The 16814-nt window shown below is 69.9% G+C and carries 19 protein-coding genes; 10 read left to right on the top strand and 9 right to left on the bottom strand.

What is annotated here, in order from left to right; genetic code table 11:
* Nucleotides 1-40 precede the first annotated feature (40 nt).
* Both BLT28_RS31225 and BLT28_RS31220 read left to right on the top strand, forming a co-directional pair.
* Entirely contained in the window at nt 41-652 is a 612-nt protein-coding gene (locus tag BLT28_RS31225; RefSeq protein WP_322788502.1) for a TetR/AcrR family transcriptional regulator, read from the top strand.
* The gene (locus BLT28_RS31220; RefSeq protein ID WP_030433324.1) at nt 649-1590 is read left to right on the top strand and encodes a R2-like ligand-binding oxidase; all 942 of its coding nucleotides are present in this window, start codon (nt 649-651) and stop codon (nt 1588-1590) included. Before BLT28_RS31225 ends, BLT28_RS31220 begins: the two co-directional genes overlap by 4 nt.
* A gap of 63 nt (nt 1591-1653) precedes the next feature.
* Here the strand turns inward: BLT28_RS31220 and BLT28_RS31215 are convergent, their stop codons facing one another.
* Nucleotides 1654-3291, bottom strand: coding sequence for an AMP-binding protein (locus tag BLT28_RS31215; RefSeq protein WP_043814027.1), 1638 nt, complete (start codon nt 3289-3291; stop codon nt 1654-1656).
* 94 nt (nt 3292-3385) lie between these two features.
* On the opposite strand from BLT28_RS31215, the gene BLT28_RS31210 reads away from it, so the two are divergent.
* The 6 genes from BLT28_RS31210 to BLT28_RS31180 all read left to right on the top strand — a co-directional run bounded on the left by BLT28_RS31210 (nt 3386) and on the right by BLT28_RS31180 (nt 7106).
* Nucleotides 3386-3781: a YccF domain-containing protein gene (locus BLT28_RS31210; protein WP_043814046.1), complete on the top strand. Its 396-nt coding sequence runs from the start codon at nt 3386-3388 to the stop codon at nt 3779-3781.
* A gap of 119 nt (nt 3782-3900) precedes the next feature.
* Entirely contained in the window at nt 3901-4215 is a 315-nt protein-coding gene (locus BLT28_RS31205) for a hypothetical protein (RefSeq protein ID WP_081900810.1), read from the top strand.
* 72 nt (nt 4216-4287) lie between these two features.
* Nucleotides 4288-5433: a hypothetical protein gene (locus tag BLT28_RS31195; protein WP_030433328.1), complete on the top strand. Its 1146-nt coding sequence runs from the start codon at nt 4288-4290 to the stop codon at nt 5431-5433.
* A gap of 1 nt (nt 5434) precedes the next feature.
* Nucleotides 5435-5827, top strand: coding sequence for a hypothetical protein (locus BLT28_RS31190; protein ID WP_030433329.1), 393 nt, complete (start codon nt 5435-5437; stop codon nt 5825-5827).
* A 2-nt stretch (nt 5828-5829) separates the two neighbouring features.
* On the top strand, nt 5830-6360 hold the full coding sequence (locus BLT28_RS31185) for a DUF3558 family protein (RefSeq protein ID WP_231950914.1): 531 nt from the start codon (nt 5830-5832) through the stop codon (nt 6358-6360).
* Entirely contained in the window at nt 6360-7106 is a 747-nt protein-coding gene (locus tag BLT28_RS31180; RefSeq protein WP_030433330.1) for an ESX secretion-associated protein EspG, read from the top strand. The genes BLT28_RS31185 and BLT28_RS31180 overlap by 1 nt, the downstream gene beginning before the upstream one ends.
* Here the strand turns inward: BLT28_RS31180 and BLT28_RS31175 are convergent, their stop codons facing one another.
* Genes BLT28_RS31175 through BLT28_RS31145 form a run of 7 tightly spaced genes read right to left on the bottom strand, consistent with a single transcriptional unit; the run spans nt 7107 to nt 12069 of the window.
* Nucleotides 7107-7844 (bottom strand): maleylpyruvate isomerase family mycothiol-dependent enzyme, encoded by a 738-nt coding sequence (locus BLT28_RS31175; RefSeq protein WP_052408154.1) that lies wholly within the window; start codon nt 7842-7844, stop codon nt 7107-7109.
* Between the two features lie 31 nt (nt 7845-7875).
* Nucleotides 7876-8634 (bottom strand): HAD-IIA family hydrolase, encoded by a 759-nt coding sequence (locus BLT28_RS31170; protein ID WP_030433332.1) that lies wholly within the window; start codon nt 8632-8634, stop codon nt 7876-7878.
* 34 nt (nt 8635-8668) lie between these two features.
* Nucleotides 8669-9703, bottom strand: coding sequence for a sulfate/molybdate ABC transporter ATP-binding protein (locus BLT28_RS42930; protein WP_030433333.1), 1035 nt, complete (start codon nt 9701-9703; stop codon nt 8669-8671).
* On the bottom strand, nt 9700-10473 hold the full coding sequence (locus BLT28_RS31160) for an ABC transporter permease (RefSeq protein WP_030433334.1): 774 nt from the start codon (nt 10471-10473) through the stop codon (nt 9700-9702). Before BLT28_RS31160 ends, BLT28_RS42930 begins: the two co-directional genes overlap by 4 nt.
* Nucleotides 10474-10475: 2 nt before the next feature.
* Nucleotides 10476-11213 (bottom strand): molybdate ABC transporter substrate-binding protein, encoded by a 738-nt coding sequence (gene modA / locus BLT28_RS31155; protein ID WP_030433335.1) that lies wholly within the window; start codon nt 11211-11213, stop codon nt 10476-10478.
* Nucleotides 11210-11602, bottom strand: coding sequence for a TOBE domain-containing protein (locus BLT28_RS31150; RefSeq protein WP_030433336.1), 393 nt, complete (start codon nt 11600-11602; stop codon nt 11210-11212). The genes modA and BLT28_RS31150 overlap by 4 nt, the downstream gene beginning before the upstream one ends.
* Before the next feature lie 32 nt (nt 11603-11634).
* Complete coding sequence (locus tag BLT28_RS31145; protein ID WP_231950912.1) at nt 11635-12069, bottom strand: MarR family winged helix-turn-helix transcriptional regulator; 435 nt, start codon at nt 12067-12069, stop codon at nt 11635-11637.
* Nucleotides 12070-12325: 256 nt separating this feature from the next.
* On the opposite strand from BLT28_RS31145, the gene moaA reads away from it, so the two are divergent.
* Both moaA and BLT28_RS31135 read left to right on the top strand, forming a co-directional pair.
* Nucleotides 12326-13363, top strand: a complete 1038-nt coding sequence (gene moaA, locus BLT28_RS31140) for a GTP 3',8-cyclase MoaA (RefSeq protein ID WP_081900806.1) — start codon at nt 12326-12328, stop codon at nt 13361-13363.
* On the top strand, nt 13360-13620 hold the full coding sequence (locus tag BLT28_RS31135) for a MoaD/ThiS family protein (RefSeq protein ID WP_030433339.1): 261 nt from the start codon (nt 13360-13362) through the stop codon (nt 13618-13620). The genes moaA and BLT28_RS31135 overlap by 4 nt, the downstream gene beginning before the upstream one ends.
* Here the strand turns inward: BLT28_RS31135 and BLT28_RS31130 are convergent, their stop codons facing one another.
* The gene (locus BLT28_RS31130; RefSeq protein WP_081900807.1) at nt 13621-16809 is read right to left on the bottom strand and encodes an AfsR/SARP family transcriptional regulator; all 3189 of its coding nucleotides are present in this window, start codon (nt 16807-16809) and stop codon (nt 13621-13623) included.
* Nucleotides 16810-16814 lie beyond the last annotated feature (5 nt).

Below are 16814 nucleotides of genomic sequence, written 5' to 3'. Positions count from 1 at the left end.
AGCTCTTTTACATTCGCGTAGTTCATGTAAAGCTGCCCTGGTGGGCCAGATCACACCGTTCACCGCGAAGGTCAAGGCGTCGCTGCGGGAGGACCTGCTCGACTCGGCGACCCGCCTGCTCTCCGAGCGCGGCTTCCAGGGACTGCGCATGGCCGACGTGGCCGCCGAGACCGGGGTGAGCAGGCAGACCGTCTACAACGAGTTCGGCAACAAGGAAGCCCTGGCCCAGGCGGTCGCGCTGCGGGTGACCGCGGACTTCCTCGACGGCACGGCCGCCGCCCTCGATGAGGCACCGGACTTCCTCGACGGGGCCCACCGCGCGGTGCGGCACATCCTCGACCGCTCGCTGCGCGACCCGCTGGTCAGCTCGATCCTGACCGGAACCGGTGCCGAGGACATGCTGCCGTTCCTGACCATCAAGGGCGACCCCGTGCTGCGCGCGGCGACCGAGCTGGTCAGCAGGCACCTGCGCGGGCGCCTGCCGGAGGTGCCCGAGGACACCGCCGACCTCTACGCCGAGACCACGGTCCGGCTGACCCTGAGCCACCTGCTGCTGCCCTCGGGAACCGTCGCGGAGGCGGCCGGCGCCGTGACCGCGATCGCGCGGGTGCTGCTCACCCCGTACCTGTCCACCGCAAAGGAGCGGTCATGACGAGTCGACAGAGCTTCCACTCATTGCGCCGCAGCGGCCTCAACTGGGACTCCTTCCCGCTGCGGTTGTTCACCAAGGGCAACGGCAAGCACTGGAACCCCGCCGACATCGACTTCAGCCGCGACGCCGAGGACTGGGCCGCGCTGACCGAGGAGCAGCGGCGCGGATCCGCCTACCTGTGCGCGATGTTCATCGCGGGCGAGGAGGCGGTCACCGAGGACATCCAGCCGTTCCTGCGGGCGATGTCCGCCGAGGGCCGCTTCGGCGACGAGATGTACCTGACCCAGTTCGCCTACGAGGAGGCCAAGCACACGGAGGTGTTCCGGCGCTGGCTGGACGCGGTCGGCCTGACCGAGGACCTGCACCCCTACGTCGCCGACAACCCCGGCTACCGCACGATCTTCTACGACGAGCTGCCCTCGTCGCTGCGGCTGTTGGAGACCGACCCCAGCCCGGAGAACCAGATCCGCGCGAGCGTCACCTACAACCACGTCGTGGAGGGCACGCTCGCGCTGACCGGCTACTTCGCCTGGAACAAGGTGTGCGTGACCAACGGGATCATGCCCGGCATGCAGGAGCTGGTGAAGCGGATCGGTGACGACGAGCGCAGGCACATGGCCTGGGGCACCTTCACCTGCAGGCGGCACGTGGCGGCCGACGACCGCAACTGGCAGGTCGTGCAGGACCGCATGGGCGAGCTGCTGCCGCACGCGCTGAGCGCGATCCAGTGGGTCTACGACCAGTTCGAGGAGCAGCCCTTCGAGCTCGACGTGCAGGAGTTCGTCGAGTACGCGGCCAACCGCGCGCAGCGGCGGCTCGGGGCGATCGAGTCCGCCCGCGGCGTGCCCGTCGAGCAGATCGACCTGGACTACTCCCCCGAAGTGCTCGAAGACCGCTTCGGCGAGGAGGACGCGGCGGTGCTGGCCGGAGCGGACTGACGAGAAGCGGTACCGGCCGCGTGGCGTCGGGGTCGGCGGGCTTCGGCGTCCAGGCCAACGGATTCACCCGAGCCCGAGGATGCCGACCGCGCGCTCGCGCATCTCGACCTTGCGGATCTTGCCGGTGACCGTCATCGGGAACTCGTCGACCACGTGCACGTAGCGCGGGATCTTGTAGTGGGCCAGCTTGCCCGTGCAGAACTCGCGCACGCGCTCGGCGGTGAGCGGTTCGGCACCGGGGCGCATCCGCACCCACGCCATCAGCTCCTCGCCGTACTTCTGGTCCGGAACCCCGATCACCTGCGCGTCCAGGATGTCGGGGTGCCCGTAGAGGAACTCCTCGATCTCCCGCGGGTAGATGTTCTCGCCGCCCCGGATCACCATGTCCTTGATCCGCCCGGTGATCCCGACGTAGCCCTGCTCGTCCATGACCGCGAGGTCGCCGGTGTGCATCCAGCGCGCCGCGTCGATGGCTTCTGCGGTCTTGTCGGGCTGTTCCCAGTACCCGAGCATCACCGAGTACCCGCGCGTGCACAGCTCGCCCTGCACACCGCGCGGCACGGTCAGCCCGGTCGCCGGGTCGACGATCTTCACCTCGATGTGCGGGTGCGCCCTGCCCACGGTGGACACCCGCAGGTCCAGCGAATCGTCCGCCCTGGTCTGCGTGGACACCGGCGAGGTCTCGGTCATGCCGTAGCAGATGGTCACCTCGTGCATGCCCATCCGCTCGATGACCTGCTTCATCACCTCGACCGGGCACGGCGAGCCCGCCATGATCCCGGTGCGCAGGGTGGACAGGTCGTAGGAGTCGAAGTCGTCCTCGGCCAGCTCGGCGATGAACATCGTCGGCACCCCGTAGAGCGAGGTGCAGCCCTCCGCCTGGACCGCGGCGAGGGTGGCCTTCGGCTCGAACGCGGGCGCCGGGATGACCATGCAGGCGCCGTGGCTGGTGGCCGCGAGGTTGCCCATCACCATGCCGAAGCAGTGGTAGAAGGGCACCGGGATGCAGATCCGGTCCGCCTCGGTGTAGCCGCAGAGCTCGCCGACGAAGAACCCGTTGTTCAGGATGTTGTGGTGCGACAGCGTCGCGCCCTTGGGGAAGCCGGTCGTGCCCGAGGTGTACTGGATGTTGATCGGGTCGTCCGCGGAGAGCGCGGCCTGCGCGGCGGCCAGCCGGTCCTGGCCGACGCCGTTCCCCGACTCCAGCAGCTCCGTCCACTGTGGAGTGTCCAGCAGCACGACCCGGCGCAGCGCGCCGCAGGTCGGCCGGACCTCCTCGATCATCCCCGCGTAGTCGGAGGTCTTGAACGCCTTGGCCGCCACCAGCAGCCGCACCCCCGCCTGGTTGAGCACGTACTCCAGCTCGTGCACCCGGTAGGCGGGGTTGATGTTGACCAGGATGGCGCCGATCTTGGCGGTGGCGTACTGGGTGAAGATCCACTCGGCCCGGTTCGGCGACCAGATGCCGACCCGGTCCCCCTTGCCGATCCCGGCCGCCAGCAGCCCGCGCGCGAGCAGGTCCACCTCGGCCGCCAGCTCGCGGTAGGTCCACCTGCGGCCGGTGGCCCGCTCCACCAGGGCGTCCCGGTCCCCGAAGGCGGCGAGCGTGCGGTCGAGGTTGTCGCCGATCGTGTCGCCGAGCAGCGGGACCTCGGAGGTCCCGGACGCGTAGCTCGGCAGGGCGGTGACGGACTCGCTCACGGTGGACTACCTCCTGCGCGTTGTGACAGCCGCCACTCATCCTCGACGTCCAGTCAAGCCCCGCGGCCGGTTCTCGGGCACCATGGGTGGGGTGCTGCGCCTTCTTCTGAACGTGATCTGGTTGGTGTTCGGCGGCTTTTGGCTGGCAGTGGGCTACGCGATCGCGGGGATCATCTGCTGCGTGCTGATCGTGACCATCCCGTTCGGGATCGCCGCCTTCCGCAACGCGAACTTCTGCTTCTGGCCGTTCGGGCGGACCCTGGTCAGGCGCGCCGACGCCGGCGTCGGCTCCGCGCTCGGCAACGTGCTGTGGCTGGTGCTCGCGGGCTGGTGGCTGGCGCTGGTGCACCTGGTCACCGGGCTGGTCCAGTGCCTGACGATCATCGGCATCCCGCTCGGGCTCGCCAACATCAAGCTGATCCCTGTCGCTCTGTGGCCATTGGGGCAAGAGATCGCCTGGATTGACGACAGGCTCGGTTTCACCAGGTGAACCCTCCGCGTGTCCCTCGGACGTGCAGGTATGCGGTGAGCTAGAACACAGTCGCGTGTGATCCTCCTCCTCTGCCGGATCTCTGTCGTGACATGTTCGACTCCGATCGGGGGTGCCCGATGACCGTGGACCGCGAACTGGGGCAGATCGCCGACGCGATCGACCGCGCCATGCACCGGATCTCCACCGCACAGACCGACCCGAGCTGGGAGCACGTGGAATGGCTCCGGCTCAAGGCCGACCTGCTGGACCGCCTCGCCGCGGCCCAGCGCGGCGCAGGCCAGATCGCCCGGCGCGCCGAGCTGATCCGCGACCGCGCCGAACGCATGGCCGACGAGCTGACCAGGATCATCCCGGCGGCCCCGCCCGGTCAGCACCGGGCCGAGGTGGTCCAGCTGTGGGCGGAGGGCTCCCGGTCGGCCGCCGAAGGTTGACACTTGCGCCCCCGGCAACCACGACTTCCCGTACCTTCCGGTATGTGACCGGATCGGCGACGAGGGGGAGCCGTGTCGGAGGACCGTCACTTCCACGGCGGGGACAACTACGCGTCCAAGTCACTGGAGGAACTGAAAGCCCTGCTCGGCGCGGGCCACACCCAACTGGCCGCCCAGCTGGCGAGCGAGATCGGTCAACGCGGGGCCGCGGCGAAGCAGCTCGCCGACGGAATGAACGAGCTGGCCGCCAAGCTCGCGGGCCGGTGGCAGGCGGGCTCGGTGGACAAGGCCAAGGCAGCCGGTGACCTGCTCAGGAGGTACGGCGACGAGCAGGAACAGATCGCGAACGCCATCTCCGCCCCGTTCGCGTCCATGGCGCACGCCGTCAAGCAGGTCGCCGAGCACGTGAAGGAACTCAGGGTCTCCGGACCGGAGCTGCCGAAGACCCTGCCCTCCGGACTGCGCCCGGAGGAGATCACCGTCCTGCGGGAGAGCATCGCGCGACAGGAGCAGGCCAAGGAGGCGCTGCGCCAGGAGGCCATCGAGCTGGGCGTCTCCCTTGATCACGAGGCTGAGCGGACCGATCGCGTCGCCCCGCGCTTCGCCGACGTCCCGCCGGTGTTCTCCGGCAATCCGCCGTCCCCCGCTCCACGTCCGCCCGAGGGCGGAGGCGGTGGCTCGACACCACCACCTGGCGTGCCCGAGCGACGCGGAAACCTCGTCGAGCCGGGTCCTTCCCCTGCTCCTTCGCCCACGCCTTCCCCGTCACCGTCACCGACTCCTGAACCCGGCCCGCAGCGACGGCCGGGCGACGTCGAGCGCGTCGGGTGGGAAAGCACTCCTCCCCCGCTGTCCGAAGGCGGACGGACCGGCGGCGGTTCCCCAGAACCCGGCCGTGGCACGTCGGCCGACGGCGGGGCTGCCCTGGGCGCGCTCGGCGGCGGCATCGCTGGTGTCGGCGGCTTCGCCGGTGGTCTCTCCGGCGGTGACACCCATCGGCCTCCTGGGCAGGCTCCAGGCCAGCCAGCCGCCCGCGGCACCGCCGCACCGCCTCCCGCGACCCCCGGGCGCACCGCCCCCGCCGGCGGTTTCATGCAGCCCGCCGTTCCGGGCGCCGGCCAAGGAGCCGAGGACGAGGACCACGACCGCCGATACCCGTACGTGGAGGACCTCGTCGGCGAGTTGCCCAAAGTCGCGCCTCCGGTGATCGGGGAATGACATGACGTGGGACAGCAACCCATGGGAACGTGACGGCCTCGCCCAGGTGGGCAACATGGTGTCCAGCGGAGAAATCCGCATGGACGCGGGCACCAAGGAATGGGTCACCAACCACATGGACGAACTAATCGCGATCGCCCTCGCCGAGTTGAGAGCGGCAAGGCAGTTTGCCAGCAAAGCGCAGGACGTCGACTTCGGAGCCACGCGAGCTGGGCAGGCGATGCGCGCGAAGTTCATCCACCGCAGCTCGGACCAGGAGGGCGGGCTCACCTGGTTTTGGCAGCGATATCATGACGCCCTCGTAGAATTTCGCAAACGCATCGTCGGCATGGCCACCGCTCTCGAGAAGAATGACCAGAAGGGCGCAGAACTGCAATGGAAGGCCGGATCGTGAGCATGTCCCGACGTGGCCCTGTACGACAGGTCGCGATTCTCATCGCCGCGTTGACGCTCATTTCCGGCTGTTCCGGTGTTGTCAACGGACAAGCCTCATCGCCTTCTCAACCCAGCTCGACCAAGACGCCGACCGCGGCGGAGCTGTGCCAGCTGATGACACCCGCGGATTTTCCCGTCAGCGGACAACTGCGACCGGGGTCGCCGAAGGCGGAGGAAAAATTCTCGCCCGACTGCAATTATGACGTCAAGACAGGGGGAATCGGAGAAGGGCTTTCCATCAGCCTCAGCTTGATCCCGGAAGCCACACTCAAACCTGCTGATTTCGAAGGACGAACCGAAACGCCGATCGCCGGAAAGCGCACAGCCGTCGGTCAGGGAAAAATCAAAGGGGAGCCAGGCGAATGTGAAGTCACTTTCGACTCTCCTGCCGGAAGGTGGCTGATCGTCGTCATCGATCACTCCGCGCCGGACCGCGACGGATGTGCGACAGCTCGGCACGTGGCGGAGCGGGTCATTCCGCGGGTGCCGTGATGTGGGGGCGGCCGGAGCGGGTGCTGGTGGTGCCCGCGGTGGTGTACGAGGTGTGGTGGGAACGCCTGGGGCTCGGGGTGATGCCGTATCCGCTGGTGGTGTTCCAGCACGGGGATGACCAGCACGAGCGGGAGAAGGTGCGGACCTGGGCGAGCCAGTGGCTGGCGCATCACGGGCTCGGCGAGCGGTTGGCGGAGGCACTGCGGATCGTCGCCGACCACGAGGTCGAGCTGGCGTTGGTGCACACGGATCGCGAAGGGCAGAGTCGTATCGGCTGCTTCCGGCGGCGCGGCACCGTCCTACGAGTGGTCCTTCGCGGCGACAGCGTCGAGCTGGCGTGGCTCGGTGACGCCTCGCTGCCGGGAGCGGCGGTCGCGGCACTGCCGCAGTGCGAGGCGGGGCGAGGGCAGTCGGTGCAGGTGCCCGCGGACGCACTGGCGTTGAGCGGTGCGCGGTGGCAGCAGTCGGGGCTGATCAGTGACGGCGTCGAACCGCTCGTCGCCGCGGGCGCGAATCGCCTTCAGGCGCAACGGTTCCTCACGATCTACTCGGGCACGAGCGCCATGGGGCAGGCGAGCGCGATCCGTCCGGTGCCGGGCCGTTCGGCATCGGTCTCCGCCGCACACGTCAGCTGGCTGGACACCCCGGAAGGCCGCTACGTCGCGAGTGTCAGCGGTGGTTACCTGACCGTGGCACCGGCCAACGCGGGCGCGCTGAGCACGCGGTTCGCCGAACTGCTGGCCTGATCAGTCGAGGGTGGTCCAGCGCACGAGCGCGTCGACCAGTTCCACCTCCCCGTCGACGGTGAGCGCGGACACGGGCACGCGGCGCCACAACAACAGATCCAGCTCCTCCGCCGAACCGCTGACCACCGCGGACGCGGGCACCTCCGGGTACACGGGCACGCGTCGCGGCTGAGCGCTCCTGAGCGCCACGTCCCACTCGTCGCCGGTGTCGGTGGCACGCAACCGCACCAGGCCCTCCGGCCCGCTCCACGGCTTGCCCCACAGGAAGCGCTGGAGGAACTCCCGCACGCCGTCTGCGGCTAGAGCAGGGTCGAACGGGACGGCCGCGCCCAGGGCGTTCTCGGCGTCCCAACGGTGGACCAGCACCTCGTGCGCCTGGCGTTCGGCCACCTCGGCCGCCGTGGTCAGTTTGTTGTCCGACCACCAGCACCACGAGGGCGAGTCGGCCGGGGTCGCGCGCAGCGTCGCCAAGAAGGACTCCGAACGCTCCCGCCACCACGCCAGCAGATCGGCACCGGGCTTGGCCAGCTCCGCGACGGCGGCCTCGTCCGGAACCGGACCGGCCGATCGCAACCCGTGCTCCCACCACGTCTGCACCTCGCCGAGGTGCGCGACGAGGTCGGCCACCGTCCACTCCGGACAGGACGGGACGCACCGGGTGAGCGCGCCGGGCTTGCTGACCGCCGCCGTGAACGCAGCGGTCTGCTCCACCGTGGTGGCGATGTAGTCGATGCCCATGCGCAGAAGTTAGCCCGGGGCACCGACAATCTCAGAAGGGCTGGTCAGCCGTGCCGAGCAGGTCCGCGACGGACGTGATCGTGCGAGTGGGCCGGTACGGGAAGCGGTCGGCGGTCTCGACCGTGGAGATGCCGGAGAGGACGAGGATCGTCGCCAGCCCCGCCTCCAGCCCCGAGCGGACGTCGGTGTCCATCCGGTCGCCGATCATCAGCGTGTTCTCCGAGTGGGCGCCGAGCGCGCGCAGGGCGGAGCGCATCATCAGCGGGTTGGGCTTGCCGACGAAGTACGGCGCGCGACCGGTGGCGCGTTCGATCAGCGCGGCGACCGAGCCCGTGGCGGGCAGGACGCCCTCGCGGCTCGGACCGGTCTCGTCGGGGTTGGTGGCGATGAACCGCGCGCCCGCCTGGACGAGCCGGATCGCCTTGGTGATCGCTTCGAAGCTGTACGTCCTGGTCTCGCCGAGCACCACGTAGTCGGGGTCGCGGTCGGTCAGCACGTAGCCGATGGAGTGCAGTGCGGTGGTCAGCCCGGCCTCGCCGATGACGTAGGCGGAGCCGTTGGGGCGCTGCGAGTCGAGGAACTTCGCGGTCGCCAGCGCGGAGGTCCAGATCGCCTCCTCGGGCACGTCGAGCCCCGTGCGGTGCAGCCTCGCGCGCAGGTCACGCGGGGTGTAGATCGAGTTGTTGGTGAGCACCATGAACGGGATGTCCTTGTCCCGCAACTCCTTCACCAGGTCGTCGGCGCCGGGGATCAGGTGCTCCTCGTGCACCAGCACCCCGTCCATGTCCATGAGGTAGTTCCAGGTCACCGGCTCAGTCACGCCCTCATACTCCCCCGCGCGCGGCGTGCACGCCCACCTCTGTCGCCTTCACCACGAACCAGACCTCCTGACCGGGCTCCAACTCCAGCTCGGCGGCCGCGGCGGGGGTGATGTCGGCGGCGAGGCCGTCCTCGGCGCGGAGCCGGATCAGGTCGCCGTGCGGCTCCATGCCCGCGAGCCGGACCCGCAGCGCGTTGCGCGGGCTGCCGTGCGGGTTGTCCCGGTGCACCGCGACGGCCGCCGGAGCGAACACCGCGACACCGTCCTCCCCTGCCCCCGCAGTACCGCGCCCCGCGATGAACACCCCTGCTGAGCTGCGGAGGCCGCCGTCCACGGTCGTTCCCGACACCAGGTTCAGCCCTGCGATCCGTGCTGCGAAGGCGCTGCGCGGACGCTTCAGAACCGCCCGGGTCGGCCCCTGCTCCACGATCCGCCCGGCATCGAGCACAACCACGCGATCAGCGAGCACCAGGGCGTCCAGCGCGTCGTGGGTGACCATGATCGCCGGGCGGTTCCGCGTTCGGAGCACGCGGCGCAGCAGCCCTCGCACGGCTGGGGCAGCGTCGACGTCGAGCGCGGTCAGCGGCTCGTCCAGCAGCATGAGTTCGGGATCCGCGGCGAGTGCCCTGGCGAGTGCGACGCGTTGTGCCTGCCCGCCGGAGAGCTGTCGCGGTCTGCGGTCGGCGAACTCCGCGGCGTCCACCTCCTCCAGCCACCGCAGTGCGACGTCGCGGTGGTCGGCGCGACGCTGTGCGCGTGGGCCGAACTCGACGTTCGCGAGGACTGTGAGGTGCGGGAACAGCAACGGCTCCTGCGCGAGCAGACCGATGCCACGCTGATGCGGCGGCACGCCAAGGAGATCCCGGCCGCCGAGTTCGAGGCTTCCGGAGTCGGGGCGCACGAGCCCGGCGATCAGGTTCAGCAACGTGGACTTGCCGGAACCGTTGGGCCCCAACACCGCCACGACCTCCCCCGGCTCGACGGAGAGTTCCACGTCGAAGTCGAACGCGCCCCGCGCCAGCCGGAACCGGGCTCTCATCGCAGCCCCTCCACAGCACGGGGCCGGGCGACCACGATCACCACGATCGCGATCACCACCAGCAGCAGGGAAAGCGCCACCGCCGCGTCCACATCGGACTCGCGTTGCAGGTAGATCTCCAACGGCAGCGTCCGCGTCGTCCCTTGGAGACTGCCCGCGAAGGCGATCGTGGCCCCGAACTCGCCGAGAGCCCGCGCGAATGCCAGCACCACGCCCGACCCGATTCCCGGCAACAGCAAGGGAACCGTCACGCGACTAAGCACGGTCCACCGTCCAGCTCCCAGCGTGGCCGCGACCGCCTCGTACCGTTCACCGGCAGTGCGCAACGCGCCTTCGAGGCTCACCACGAGGAACGGCATCGCGACGAAGGTCTGCGCAAGGACCACCGCCGCGGTCGTGTACGGAAGCCGCAAACCGAACGCGATGTCCAACCACTGACCGAGAAACCCGTTCCGTCCCAACAAGTACAGCAACGCCAAACCACCGACCACAGGCGGAAGCACCAAGGGCAGCAGCACCAACGACCTCAGCACCCGCAGCCCGCGAAAGTCAGCGCGTGCCAACACAAGCGCGAGCGGACCGCCGAGCAGGAGGCACACCAGCGTCGAGCACGCGGCGGTCTGCATCGACAGCCCGAGAGCGGCGAGCGCGGCGTCGCTGGTCACCAACGCGGGCAACCTCGACCACTCGACCCGGCCGAGCAGGCCGATCACGGGCAGCACGATGACCGCGAACCCGAGGAACGCGGGTACCCACAACAGCCTGGGCAGGGTCACGGTGGGCCGAAGCCGGCGCGGGTGAGCACGTCACGACCGGCCTGGCCGCGCACCAGTTCGGCGAACTCGCGCGCGAGCTGTGCCTGGCCGGTTTTCTTCAGCAGCGCCAACGGATACTCGTTCAGCGCGTCGGCGGACTCAGGGAAGTCGACGCCCTCGACCTTCCCGGGTGCGGAGAGCACGTCGGTGACGTAGACCAGCCCGGCGTCGGCCTCCTTCGCGGCGACCTTGCCGAGCACGGAGCGCACGTCGGGCTCCTCGCTGACCGGCTTGAAGGTCAGCTTCGCCGCCGTCGCCACCTGCTTGGCCGCGGCGCCGCAGGGCACCTGGGGCGCGCACAGCACGAGCGACGTCCCCGGCTTGGTCAGGTCGGCCAGCGTCCTGATCCCCTTGGGGTTGCCCGGCGGCACCGCGATCCGCAGCGTGTTCACGGCGAAGACCTCGGACCTGCCGTCGATCAGTCCGGCCCGGGCCACGGTGTCCATAGTGGACGGACTTGCCGCTGCGAAGACGTCGGCGGGTGCTCCGTTGACGATCTGCTGCGCGAGGTCGGAGGAACCACCGAAGCTGATCCGCACGTCGACGCCGGGACGCGAACTCTCGAAGGACTTCTCCAGCTCGGTGAACGCGTCCTTGAGCGACGCGGCCGCGAACACCGTGACCTCGCGCTTCTCCGGACCGCTGGTGCAGGCGGCGACCAGCAACAACGACAGCAGGACGGTCATGCGCCTCATGGGGTCTCCACCACGACTTGGGTCGACTTGATCACCGCGACGGCGAGCACCCCGGGACGCAGCCCGAGCTCCTCCGCGGCCTCCGAGCTCATCAGCGAGACCACGCGGTGCGGCCCGCACTGGATCTCCACCTTGGCCATCACGCGGTCGGCGACCACGTCCGTGACCAGACCGACGAACCGGTTGCGCGCGGAGCTGCCGATACCGGTCGGGTCCGTGGCCGTGCGCGCGCTGTCCCTGGCGTGGGCGGCCAGCTCCGCCCCGTCGACGACCAGCCGCCCGGCCGGGTCGCGGTGGCCGGTCAGGACACCGGAATCGACGAGGCGGCGGACGGTGTCGTCGCTGACGCCCAGCAGTCCGGCGGCCTCGCTAATTCGAAAATGCGGCACGAGAACGACAATAGTTCCGCATTTGCGGAATGTCAGCCGTTCTTGTGCTCCTGCAACCGCTTCGTTTCACGGTGCAGCGTCTCGGTCATCCTGGTCAGGTAGGAGATGATCAGCTCGATCTCCTCGGCGCCGTGCTCGCGGACGGCCCGCTCACAGGCGTCGCGCAGGCCCTGGAACATCCACGAGTACTCGTCGCTGTCCTTCGGGAGCACTTCCACCAGCACCTTGCGCCGGTCGTGCGGATCGCGCACCCGGCGCACGAACTTCGCCCGCTCCAGCCGGTCGATCACGCCCGTGACCGCCCCGGTGGACAGCCCGGACAGTTCGGCGATGCGCCCGGCCGTCACCGGCCCCTCGGCACGTCTTGCCAGGTCAAGGCACTTGTGATCGGTCACCGACAGCCCCATCCGGTCGGCGACCGCGGTGTGGAACATCACCGTCGCCGCGCTCAGGGCCCGCCCGCACATCGCCAGCCGCATCCCGCCCTCGGACATGTCCAGCCCGAACCCGGGATCGACCTGCTTCTCCCCGCTGGCCATACGTCCCCTGCCTCCGCCGACGGAACATCTTCGGGACAAGAAGCTTGGCAGCTCAGCTACTTGGCCGTGAGGCATGTTACCCGCCACAGCCCGAACGGCCGCCCTCGCGCACAACGAATTGTCGGCGTACGCCGCTACGCTCGGAAAGGTGAATGCCGTCCCCCTGGGTATGCCTTCCGTGAGCATGAGATCAGCACAGGGCACTCCTGCGCTGCCCGCGCGGCCGGACGAGCACGCCCTGATCGACCGCTTCGGCCGGATCGCCACCGATCTCCGGGTCTCCGTCACCGACCGGTGCAACCTGCGCTGCGCCTACTGCATGCCCGCCGAGGGCCTGGACTGGCTGCCCGGCGCCGACCTGCTCACCGGTGCGGAACTGAGCCGGCTGATCGCCGTCGCCGTGCGCGACCTCGGCGTCACAGAGATCCGGTTCACCGGCGGCGAACCGCTGCTGCGCAAGGACATCATCGACATCATCGAATCCGCCGCGGCACTGGGCCCGCGCCCGAGGATGTCACTGACCACCAACGGCCTGCGACTGCCGGAGCTGGCGGGCAGGCTCAAGGCGGCCGGCCTGGACCGCGTCAACGTCTCGCTGGACACCCTGCGGGAGGACCGCTTCCTCGCCATCACCCGCCGCAACCGGCTGGACAAGGTGCTCGACGGGATGGCGGCGGCCGCCGCCGCGGGGCTGACCCCGGTGAAGGTCAACGCGGTGCTGATGCGCGGCGTGAACGACGACGAGGCCGTCCCGCTGCTGCAGTACTGCCTGGACCGGGGCTACGAGCTGCGCTTCATCGAGCAGATGCCGTTGGACCCGCAGCACGCGTGGGACCGCGAGCGCATGGTGACCGCGACGGAGATCCTGGACATGCTGGGCACGGCGTTCGAGCTGACCCCGCACCCGTCCCCGCGCGGCGGGGCGCCCGCGGAACGCTGGGTGGTCGACGGCGGCCGGGGCTCGGTGGGCGTGATCGCCTCCGTCACGCAGCCGTTCTGCGCGGCCTGCGACCGGACCAGGCTCACCGCGGACGGGCAGATCAGGTCCTGCCTGTTCGCCAGGACCGAGACGGATCTGCGCGGCCCGCTGCGCGACGGCGCCTCCGACGAGGAGATCGCCGCGCTGTGGCGCACCGCGATGTGGGGCAAGGCCGCGGGGCACGGCATCGACGATGCCGGGTTCGCCCAGCCGGACCGCCCGATGAGCGCGATCGGAGGATGAGCGTGCAGTCGATGACCGTGCGGTACTTCGCCGGGGCCAGGGCCGCGGCCGGGGTCAAGGCGGAGTCGGTCGAACTGGCCAAAGCGTCCACAGTGGACGATGTGCTGGCGCTGCTGCGCGAACGGCACGGTACCCGGCTGACCACGGTCCTGCCCGCGTGCAGCTTCCTGCTGGACGGGGTCGCGGTCCGGGACAGGGCGGTCATCGTGCGGCCCGGCGCCGAGCTGGACGTGCTCCCCCCGTTCGCCGGCGGCTGATCACCGCTGCGGCACCCCGAGGTCGGAGAGGATCCGCACGGCCTGCTCCGCCGCTGCCGCATCGCCGAGCGCTCCCAACAGCTCCAGCGAGCGCGCCGCACCGAGCCGGTGCCCGGTCTCGGTGTGCACCTCGACCGCCCGGCGGGCCTGGGCGATCGCCTCGTCGAACTCGCCCAGATCGTGGTGGACCCGGGCGCGGGCGCTGATCGCCTTGCCCTCGCAGAGCCGGAACGCGACACCGCGGGCGTGCGACTCGGCGAGCCGCGCGAACTCGACGGCCTCGGTCAACCGGCCGATCAGCCTGTTCGTGTCGGCGAGACCGATCAGCGCGGCGATCTCGCCGTAGGTGAAGTTGGACTCGCGCGAGAGCGAGAGCCCCTCGCGGAACCGGTCGAGCGCCCGATCGGGGCGATCGCGGCCCAGTTCGATCCCACCCGCGATGTTCAGCGCATCGGCGACGGTCTTGCGCCGCTGCGTCGCCTTGGCCGTCTCGATCGCCCCCAGGCACAGGTCGTGCGCACGCTCGTACTCGGCGAGATCGCGGTAGACCTCGGCGAGGCTGGCCAGGACGCTCGCTTCCGCCGACCGCAGGCCGAGTTCGCGACTGCGGTTCAGGGCGTGGTCCATCGAGTTCATGGCGTCGGAGTACTCGCCCAGCTCGCGGTGGCCGATGCCGAGGTTGTTGGCGGTCAACACCTCCAGGGTGGTGAACCCGTGCTCGGCGCACATCCGGACCGCGGCGGACTGCACGCGCACGGCGTCGACGAGCAGACCGCGGTAGATGTAGATCGCGCCGAGGTTCAGCATTCCCAACGCTTCCACGTGCGGCGGCCCGCTGACCTGGCTCCGGGCCAGGCTCCGCTCGAAGTACTCCTGCGCCTGCGCCGTGTCCCCCAGCTCGGCGTAGGCGGTCCCGAGGTTGTTCAGGAAGCTCACCTCGACGCTCGGCGGCAATCCCTTCTCGCACAACGCCAACCCCAACCGGCACTGCTCAGCGGCGGCCTCGTACTCCGCGAGATCGCTGTACAGCCGCGCCATGCTGTTGTGCACGGCAGCCTCTCCGCGGAGGTCACCGAGTTCTCTCGCCGCAGCAAGTCCGGCCTCGGCGACGCTGCGCCACTCCGCGATGTGCCCGCCGGTGCTGAAGTACAGCCGCGCGGTGTCGGCGAGGTGCACGGCGAAAGGATGGGTCCGGGACCTCGCCGCGGCGACGAGGTTCACGCGCTCGGCGTCAAGCCACTCGACCGCCGTCTCACGATCGTCGAAGGACGGCAACCACGGCCGTGGTTCCTGGTCCGGTAGCGCGATCCGCGTGATGTCCGGATGCGTCATGCGCGTGGCTCGATCGGTCGCCCGGAGGTAGTGGTCCAGCAGACGTTCCACAGTGGACTCGCGATCGTTGCTGCTCTCCTCGGCGGTGCACAGGTGCTCCGCGTAGAGCCGCAAGAGGTCGTGCAGGTAGTAACGGCTAGGACCGGACACCGCGAGCACGTTCACCGCCGCGAGCTGTTCCAGCAATGCCGAAGCTCGCGCGGGCTCCTCGTCGAGCAACGCGGCGGCGACGTAACCGTCGAAGTCCGGCCCGGGTACAAGACCGAGCCGTCGGAACAAGCGGCGCGCCTCCGGCTTGAGCGCGCTGTAGGACAACCCGAACACCGCGTGCACCGCAGCTGAGGACTCGTCGGGAATCGCAAGCGCGGCAAGGCGATTGCCCCGCTTCAGCTCGCTGACGTACTCCGCGAGATCCGGCTTTGTGCTACCCGCGAGGTTGACGCCCGCGATGCGCAGCGCCAAAGGCAGGTGCCCGCACAACTCCGCGAGTTCGACGGCGGCCGGATCCTCACCGATCTCCGCACCGAGCAGACCGGCAAGCAGAGCAACGGATTCTTCCACTCCGAACGGCTCAAGGCGCAGCGTGCGCGCACCGTGCCCGACCACCAGTCCGCGCAGCTCGTTGCGCCCGGTGACCAACACCGAGCACCCGGGGTCTCCCGGCAGCAACGCGCGGACCTGCTCGGCGGCACTGGCGTTGTCGAGCACCACGAGTACGCGCTTTCCCGAAAGGACCGAGCGGTAGAGCGCCGACTGCTCGTCGATGTCGACGGGGATCTGCTCCGGCCGAACTCCAAGTGCACGAAGGAACCTGGACAGCACGTCGACGGTCGTGACCGGCTCACCCGAGGAGTACCCGCGCAGATCGACGTAGAGCTGACCGTCCGGAAACCCGCGCTTGAGCCGGTGTGCGGCCCGCACGGCGAGCGCCGTCTTGCCGACCCCGGGCGAACCGGAGATCACGGTGACCGGAACCGAACGTTGCCCTTCCGCGGGCAGCAACGTCCGCTCGACCAGGTCGATCCGGTCCGCCCGGCCGACGAAGTCCGCGAGGTCCGCGGGCAGCTGGGCCGGCACCACCCTCGGCGCCGTCCGCGGCGGCGTCTCGGCGAGGTCGTGGCTGCCGACCAGGATCGCCTGGTGCAACTCGCGCAGGCTCGTCCCCGCGCCGACGCCGAGCTCGGCCCGCAACAACGTGGTGATCTTGCGATAGGCGGCGAGGGCCTCGGCCTGCTGGCCGGAGCGGTAGAGGGCGAGCATCAGCTGCGCCCAGAACCGTTCGCGCAGCGGGTGTTCGGCGGTGAGGGTGGTCAGCTCGCCGATCAGCTCCTGGTGCCGCCCCGCGGCGAGGTCGAGATCGACACGCCGTTCGAGCGCGCCGAGCAGCATCTCCAACACCGAGGTGATCTCGTTGCGCCGCAACGACTCCGACTCGACCTCGACGAGCAGGGGACCGCGCCACAGGCGCAGCGCCTCGGAGAGCAACGCGCGCTCCGACTCCTCCGAGCCGTCCTCGCGGCACCGCGCCGCCCGGTCGATCAGCTCACGCGCGCGCAGCAGGTCGAGCTGGTCGGCCGCGAGGGTCATCGCGTAGCCGCCACGGACCGTGCGCAGCAGATCACCACCGATCGCCCGGCGCAGGCGCATCACGTGGACCTGAAGGGCGTTGCGGGCTTCGGCGGGCGGGCTGTCCCCCCACAGCGCCTCGATGAGGTCGTCGATGGAGACCGCGCGCCCGGACCGCAGCAACAACATCGCCAGCACAACGCGTTGCTTGGCCGCCTGGACGGGAACCGGGGCGCCGTCGACGACGAGTTCGAGCGGGCCCAGCACGGTGAACCTCACGTCAGACGACATCGCGG

Source organism: Allokutzneria albata, assembly GCF_900103775.1.
Taxonomy (GTDB): Bacteria; Actinomycetota; Actinomycetes; order Mycobacteriales; family Pseudonocardiaceae; genus Allokutzneria; species Allokutzneria albata.
The sequence above is the reverse complement of the archived record's forward strand: the minus strand, read 5'-3'. Positions and strand labels throughout refer to the sequence as shown.